At 46.7% G+C, this 6,872-nt stretch carries 8 protein-coding genes and 1 pseudogene; 8 read left to right on the plus strand and 1 reads right to left on the minus strand.

Going from position 1 to position 6,872, the window contains the following annotated elements:
- The 7 genes and pseudogenes from SANK73390_RS05330 to SANK73390_RS05360 form a co-directional block, all read left to right on the plus strand.
- Positions 1-324: pseudogene (locus tag SANK73390_RS05330) on the plus strand (phage tail protein); the annotation flags it as partial.
- Positions 325-326: 2 nt separating this feature from the next.
- On the plus strand, positions 327-1,229 hold the full coding sequence (locus SANK73390_RS05335) for a hypothetical protein (protein WP_462764437.1): 903 nt from the start codon (positions 327-329) through the stop codon (positions 1,227-1,229).
- 8 nt (positions 1,230-1,237) lie between these two features.
- Positions 1,238-1,540, plus strand: coding sequence for a tail fiber assembly protein (locus tag SANK73390_RS05340; RefSeq protein ID WP_462764439.1), 303 nt, complete (start codon positions 1,238-1,240; stop codon positions 1,538-1,540).
- 3 nt (positions 1,541-1,543) lie between these two features.
- Entirely contained in the window at positions 1,544-2,719 is a 1,176-nt protein-coding gene (locus tag SANK73390_RS05345) for a phage tail sheath subtilisin-like domain-containing protein (protein WP_462764441.1), read from the plus strand.
- Positions 2,719-3,237 (plus strand): phage major tail tube protein, encoded by a 519-nt coding sequence (locus SANK73390_RS05350; RefSeq protein WP_462764443.1) that lies wholly within the window; start codon positions 2,719-2,721, stop codon positions 3,235-3,237. The genes SANK73390_RS05345 and SANK73390_RS05350 overlap by 1 nt, the downstream gene beginning before the upstream one ends.
- A gap of 1 nt (position 3,238) precedes the next feature.
- Positions 3,239-3,433, plus strand: a complete 195-nt coding sequence (locus SANK73390_RS05355) for a hypothetical protein (protein ID WP_462764444.1) — start codon at positions 3,239-3,241, stop codon at positions 3,431-3,433.
- On the plus strand, positions 3,434-3,679 hold the full coding sequence (locus SANK73390_RS05360; protein WP_171628126.1) for a phage tail assembly protein: 246 nt from the start codon (positions 3,434-3,436) through the stop codon (positions 3,677-3,679).
- 42 nt (positions 3,680-3,721) lie between these two features.
- Here SANK73390_RS05360 and SANK73390_RS05365 read toward each other — a convergent pair whose 3' ends face one another.
- Positions 3,722-4,045 (minus strand): hypothetical protein, encoded by a 324-nt coding sequence (locus SANK73390_RS05365; protein WP_462764446.1) that lies wholly within the window; start codon positions 4,043-4,045, stop codon positions 3,722-3,724.
- Between SANK73390_RS05365 and SANK73390_RS05370 the strand changes: the two genes are divergently transcribed.
- Positions 4,008-6,872: phage tail tape measure protein (locus tag SANK73390_RS05370; protein ID WP_462764448.1), on the plus strand; the 2,865-nt coding region annotated here is incomplete at its 3' end. The genes SANK73390_RS05365 and SANK73390_RS05370 overlap by 38 nt on opposite strands.

Consider the following 6,872-nt stretch of genomic DNA (forward strand, 5'->3'; position numbering starts at 1 on the left):
GAGTTTAAAAGCACAAGTGAATACCCTGTGCGAGAAGTGGGATTTTTTCTAGAAGACGGCACCTTGTTTGCGGCGTGGTCACACCCCGACAACACGCTGTTTTATCAAACACAGCTCGCGACCGTAATACAGGGGTTTGATTTAGTACTGAGCGCTGTGCCTGTTTCAGCCATTGATGTAACCACCACAGGCGACATCAACATGTTTTACGGCGCTGAATTTATTGCCATGTGCGATGCACAAGCTCGTATCGCCAAGGCGCAATTAAGATCGAATCTTCGTGAAATTTTACTAAACGACAGACTCATGACATTAGGAGTATAACCATGCCAACAGTCGAACAATCCGTAGCCCAGCTACAACAAACCAACGCAGAGCTAGTTGTCGCTAGCAATGAGCTGACAAGTGAAGTGACAAGTAAACTCAGCACTATCAATAGTACAGTTGCAGCGAAAATGGGGGAAGTTGATAGCCAAATGCTCAGTATTGCTGACAGTTTTTATGAGTTTTTGACTACAAAGTTTGACGAGCGAGTTAGTAGTGCACGAATAGCTAAATTATATATAGATCCTGAATTTGGCGATGACAGTAATGATGGACTATCAGAACAAACTGCAATCAGAACATGCTCAAAACTGAGGGTTCTCACTAAAAATCACTATGCCCAACTACTAATAAATGTAAGAAAAGGACAAACGTTGGCGCTAACTGACCATATACAAGCTCGCGATTGCATCATTGTAACCAGTTTTTCGTTAACTGGAGATGAGACTCAAAATACAGCTCAAATCGTTCAAGGCTCCGCAAGTGGAGCAATGTTGGATACGCAAGAACTGTTGTCATGGTACTGTGATTTTAAAACGTACACTGCAACTGGAGAACCGCTACCTAACGTTTACTCAAATAGGGCGATGTTTGGCAATTGCCGCCGCATATCAGTTTTATTTGGTAAATTAGAAATTGCTGACAATCAGCTGCTGCACATTCACACAGCAGGTTCAGGTGAGTCGCTGTTTAGACATCAAATTAGTTTTCACCACACGGAATTGATCTCCCTAACTCCGTCACAACCTGATTCCAAAAATCACTTTTTCACATTTTATGGGGCCAGAGTTTTGCCTTTGGACATTTACGGTATCGGCGTATCAATAACGCTGAACAACCACGCAACTCTGTCAGATTTTTTAAATATCGATTTAACGTCAACATCGACAAATCTAACAATGTAGGGGGACACATGTTAATTACACTAACACACAACGGTACTATTTTTATGAATCAAACTGTTGATGAACTCGTCGCACACGGAATTGACAGGTCAACGGTTGATGCAGCTATTAGTGAACAAAAATGGTTGGAAATTAGAGCTAATCGCGATAGACGATTAGCGGACTGCGACTACACACAAATGCCCGACACCCCGCTCACAGCAGCACAAAAACAGGCATGGGCTGACTATCGTCAAGCGCTACGCGATTTACCAGGCAGCAACGACGATCCTGCATTAGTTGTTTGGCCAACCCCACCACAGGAGCAGTAAACTATGAGCACAGATTATTTACACGGCGTCCAGGTTCTCGAACTCAACGACGGCCCACGTCCTATACAGGTTGCATCGACGTCCGTTATTGGGATTGTTGGCACGGCTCCTGACGCTGACGCCGCAGCATTCCCACTAAACACACCCACATTAATTGCGGGTAGCAGATTGGAAGCGGGCAAGCTGGATATGACCAATGATGGTAAAGGCACGCTCCCTCAAGCGCTCGATGCGATTTTTGACCAGTGCGGTGCGATTGTGGTTGTAGTCCGTGTGCCTGAAGGTGCCAGCCCAGCGGAAACGCAATCAAACGTGATTGGCGGCGTAGACCCTGCAACGCAGCAATATACGGGCCTACAAGCGCTACGTGCTGCAAAAAGCTCATTAGGTGTTAAGCCCCGTATCCTCATCGCCCCAGGTTTTGATCATATTGAAGCAGTTATAACTGAAATGGTGAGCATTGCTGATAAATTGCGGGCGATGGTTTATGCCAGTGGCCCAGATACAAGCGACGCTGAAGCTATAACTTTGCGTAACAAGTTTGGCTCTAAACGCCTGTATCTGTGCGACCCATGGGTGCGCGTATGGGACACCGCGAGTAACGGCGAAATTGCCCAACCTAACAGCGCACGCATAGCAGGTGTGCGAGCCAAAGTGGACAACGAACAAGGCTTTTGGCACTCGATTAGTAATAAGTTGATTAATGGCATGGTTGGCACAACACGCGCCATTGATTTTGAGCTGGGTGATGTTGCTAGCCGCGCAAACCTGCTCAACAAAGAGCATGTAGGCACCATCATTAATGAGAAAGGCTATCGCGTTTGGGGGCCACGTAACTGCTCAGCAGATCCTAAATGGATTTATGAATGCGTGGCACGCACAGCCGACATTATCAATGACTCGCTATTAGCGGCGCACTTATGGGCGGTTGATAGAGGCATTTCAGGAGATACGTACTTCAACGAGATTGTTGAAGGTGTTAATGCCTTTTTGCGCGACTTGAAAGCCAAAGGCGCGATTATCAACGGCAAATGCTGGGCTGACCCTGAACTAAACACCCCGAGCCAGGTTGCACAGGGCAAAACCTATTTTGACTTCGATTTTACCCCTGTGTACCCCGCTGAATCAATCACATTCCGTTCACGCATGACAGACAAATATCTAGAGGAGATTTTCTGATGGCTGTTCAACTACCAAAGACACTCAAAGACTTTAACGTCTTTATTGATGGTGAAGGCTATGGCGGCCGTGGTGTGTCTATTCAATTGCCTAAGTTAACACGCATAACAGAAGACTATATGGGCAGTGGACTGGCGGGGCCAATTGAGCTGGATATGGGCCAAGACAAAATCGAGTTAAGCGAACTGGTCATTGCTGAACCTAACAACGCTATTTTTAAAAACTTTGGCACGCTCGACATTAACGGATTAAAGCTGCGTGTTAAAGGTTCATTTAAATCAGAAAGTGATGCAAAAGAAATTGCATTTGAAGTCGTAATGGTTGGCCGCTGGACTGAAATTGACTTTGGAACATGGGAGCGTAAAAAGCCAGGTGAGCTAAAACTCAAAGCAACACTCACATATTACAAATTAACCTACGACGGCCAAACTCCCATTGAGATCGACCAGCTCAATAACGTGCAAGTCATAAACGGTGTAGACGTGCTCGCGCAACGTCGCGGTATTTTGGAGTTATAACATGCAAACAAAACAAGCAAAAACACAAACCTATGATGTGGTTAAAACTGTTGTACATGAACACAAAGCGTATAGCGCTGGCGGTACGATAGATCTAACACCTCGTCAAGCGGCCAACTGGCTGGCCGCTGGTAAGCTATCAGAGCAAAAACCAACAGCAACCAAATCTCGTCAAACTAAAACTGAGGACAAGTAAATGAGCACAACAACTATCACATTAGCATTTCCCATCGAGTACAAGGGCGAGACCGTTAGCGAATTATCAATGCGCCGCCCCAAACTCAAAGACCAACTACGCTCAATGACCAGCGGCAAATCTGACGCAGAGTCGGAAAAAGATTTGTTTGCAAATTTATGTGAGCAAGCACCCGATTTTATGGATGAGTTGGATTTGTCTGATTATCAACAGGTGCAAAACACGTTTCGCAGTTTTTTGTCCTAAACGAAGTTGAGATCCGAGGGCTAGTTTTGGCGCTAGCCCACTTTACGGGAGGCGGGATTGGTGAGTGGTTGGAGATGCCAGCAGAAGAGGCAACAAAATACTACGAGCTAATAGCCACACTCCAAGGGGGATCAGAATCATGATCCCCACCACAAATACAATCAAAGAGAAACTGAGCGTTAACAACGCCGCTAATACTGGCGCACCGATTAAGGCCGCTACCCAATCGGAGGAAAACAGCAGATAGGCAAACACGCCTATAAAACTGAAGCTATACAGCACTTTAAAGTTCAGTAGTTTCTCAATGCAACTTAACCAGGTATTTAATATGGCAGTCGGTAAGTCGTTAGCAGTTTCAGTCATCATTGGTGCGGCCCTAGCGGGTAGTTTTAAAACCGTTATTGGTCAAAGTGTAAACCAATTTAACAGATTGGGCGAAACGGTTAAACAGGTTGAGTCTACATCAAATGCGATCAGTGGATTTAAAACAGTTAGTGAACAGCTCAAGACAACACGCGCCGATATTGAGTCTGCGCGTAGTAAATTGCAGCAATACCAAACTGAACTGAAGCAATCACATACTGCACATACTCAATTAGCAAAATCGGCTGACAACGCTGCACTGTCAACAATCAATGCGAAAAACGCCTACACCAAAGCACAGCAAAAATTAGCACAGCTCAAACAAACGCACCGCGATGCAGAGACTAAAACAGAGGCGATGACGGCCGCAATTAAAGCGGCAAAACAGGAAATGCAACAAGTAAAAGTTGCATACCAGCAATCACAAACTGATTTAAGCAAAACAAATAAAGCGTTGGCTCAAGCAGCAACCGAACACACAAAACTAAAAAACAAAGTTGGTGTTGCACATAAAGAGCTGAACAAGCTGTCTACTCGATTAGGCGATAGCCAACGGGCGCTAAATACTCATCGTAAAACGATGGCTGCAAACGGTATTACAGCCACACAGCTATCGCATAAACATACACAGCTAGGCCAAACACTCACAACGCTAAAACGTAAGTACGCTGATTTACAAACCACCATGCAGCGCCATCAAACAGTGATGGCCAAACGTGATCACTATCGTAATCAAATGCTCGATGCTGCGGCATTGGGTACCGCAATGCTGACCCCAGTTGCTGCAGCGGTTAAGTTTGAAAGCGTCATGGCCGACGTGGGCAAGGTTGTTGATTTTGATACCCCTCTAGGGCTGGCTCAAATGGGGCAAGATGTACTGAGGCTTAGCACGGTTATACCCATGGCCGCTGATGGCATTGGCGACATTGTAGCAGCCGCAGGTCAAGCAGGTATTGCACGTAAAGAGCTGCTGATATTTGCACAAGATGCCGCAAAAATGGGCGTGGCATTTGATATGTCGGGGCGTGAAGCTGGGGCCGCTATGACGGGGATGCGCTCCATATTCAAACTCAATCAAACACAAGTTGTGAGTTTGGGCGATGCCTACAACCATTTAAGCAACAATATGGACGCTCGCGCAAAGGAAATGCTGAATATAGCAAACCGCGCAGGTAGTACTGCTCAGTTGTTTGGGTTGACCGCCGCACAAGTTGGAGCACTCGGCGCGACGTTCCTAGAACTAAAGACCCCACCCGAAGTGGCTGCAACGGGTATCAATGCACTGTTGCTGAAGTTAAAGACAGCAGACAAGCAAAGTAAGTCATTCCAGAGAGGATTATCAACGCTCGGCCTAAGCGCGACAGAGTTGAAGCAAAACATTGAAGAAGACGCCCAAGGCGCACTCATTTCATTTTTAGAGACACTGGAAAAAACCGACGATGTAACGGGCGTGCTGGCCGATATGTTTGGCGCAGAATATGCTGATGATATGGCTAAGTTGGTCGGTGGCTTAGACAACTACAAAAAAGCCCTGAAACTGGTTTCAAAGCAAGGCGACTATGCAGGCTCGATGCAAAAAGAGTTTGCAGTAAGAAGCAACACCACAGCAAACAGCCTGACTCTACTAAAGAACCAGGTTAATCGACTCGGCGTCAACATTGGCTCAGTGCTATTACCTGCTGTTAACTGGGTTGCGGGTTCACTCGGCACCGTAGTAGACGGTGTAGCAACCGTTGCAAACACATTCCCAGTTGCAACAAAAGTGGTGGTAGGCCTCGCCGTTGGTTTAACAACCATAAAAGTCACCTCAATTGCAGCGGGGTATGCAAGTACCTTTTTAGCAGGTGGTTGGTTACAAGCTGGCATAGCCATAAAAACGCTCAGTGCCATGGTGACCATGGGACGGTTTAATCTCGCCTCGTTTAATGCAACCGCCGCCACGACTGCGGCAACAACCAATGCACTAGGCGCAGGCTCAGGAGTGCTAGCATTTGCCAGTAAGTTAGGGGCACTAAAAGCGGGATTAATTACATTTGCAACTGTCACACTGCCCGCTGTTGCAGTAGGCATTAAAGCCATGGGAGCCGCGCTACTAACAACGCCAATTGGTTGGGCGGTGATGGCAATAGCGGCTGGGGCGGTACTCGTTTACAAGTACTGGCAGCCCATAAAGGCGTTTATGGGTGGCTTATGGGATGGGTTTGTAAGTGCGATAAAGCCGCTAACAAGCAGCTTGATCCCAGTTGGTAAGCTACTTGGCTGGATTGGCGATGGTCTCAGCACTGTGTTTAATTGGGTATCGAATTTGTTCACCCCTGTGAATATGGTAAGCGATGAACTGGCGGGATTTGCAAGTGCTGGGCAGACTGTCGGTACTGTATTTGGTGGGCTAGTGAATATAGTAACGACACCATTTAGAGCAGCTTTGTGGTTTATAGAAAAAACACTCTCAGCATTTGGCAAATTGGGCGATGCAATCAGCAGTGTTGGCGGTTGGTTTGGTTTTGGTGATGATGAAGAGAAAAAGCCTGGTACAAGCCTAGTTAAACCAATCGCACTGGCTGGCACGATGGCTGTTACGCCAGCCATGGCAAGTGATTTGCAAGCAGACAGCGCACCCCCAAATAAACCTATAATGCAGCAAATTCAGTCTGCAAACCCCGCTACGCCTAGTTCGCTCACTCAGCAAGTCAAACAACAACTAGCGCCTGTTGCACAGCCGACGTTGCCAAGTGTTGAGGGTTCCGCACTCTATAAAGGACGGGTTGAGGTTGGCGAAGTGCCAACAATCAAGCCAAACGCGCTAACACAGCCAGTTGTGCAGCAAATT

This window comes from Pseudoalteromonas sp. SANK 73390, from assembly GCF_054966645.1.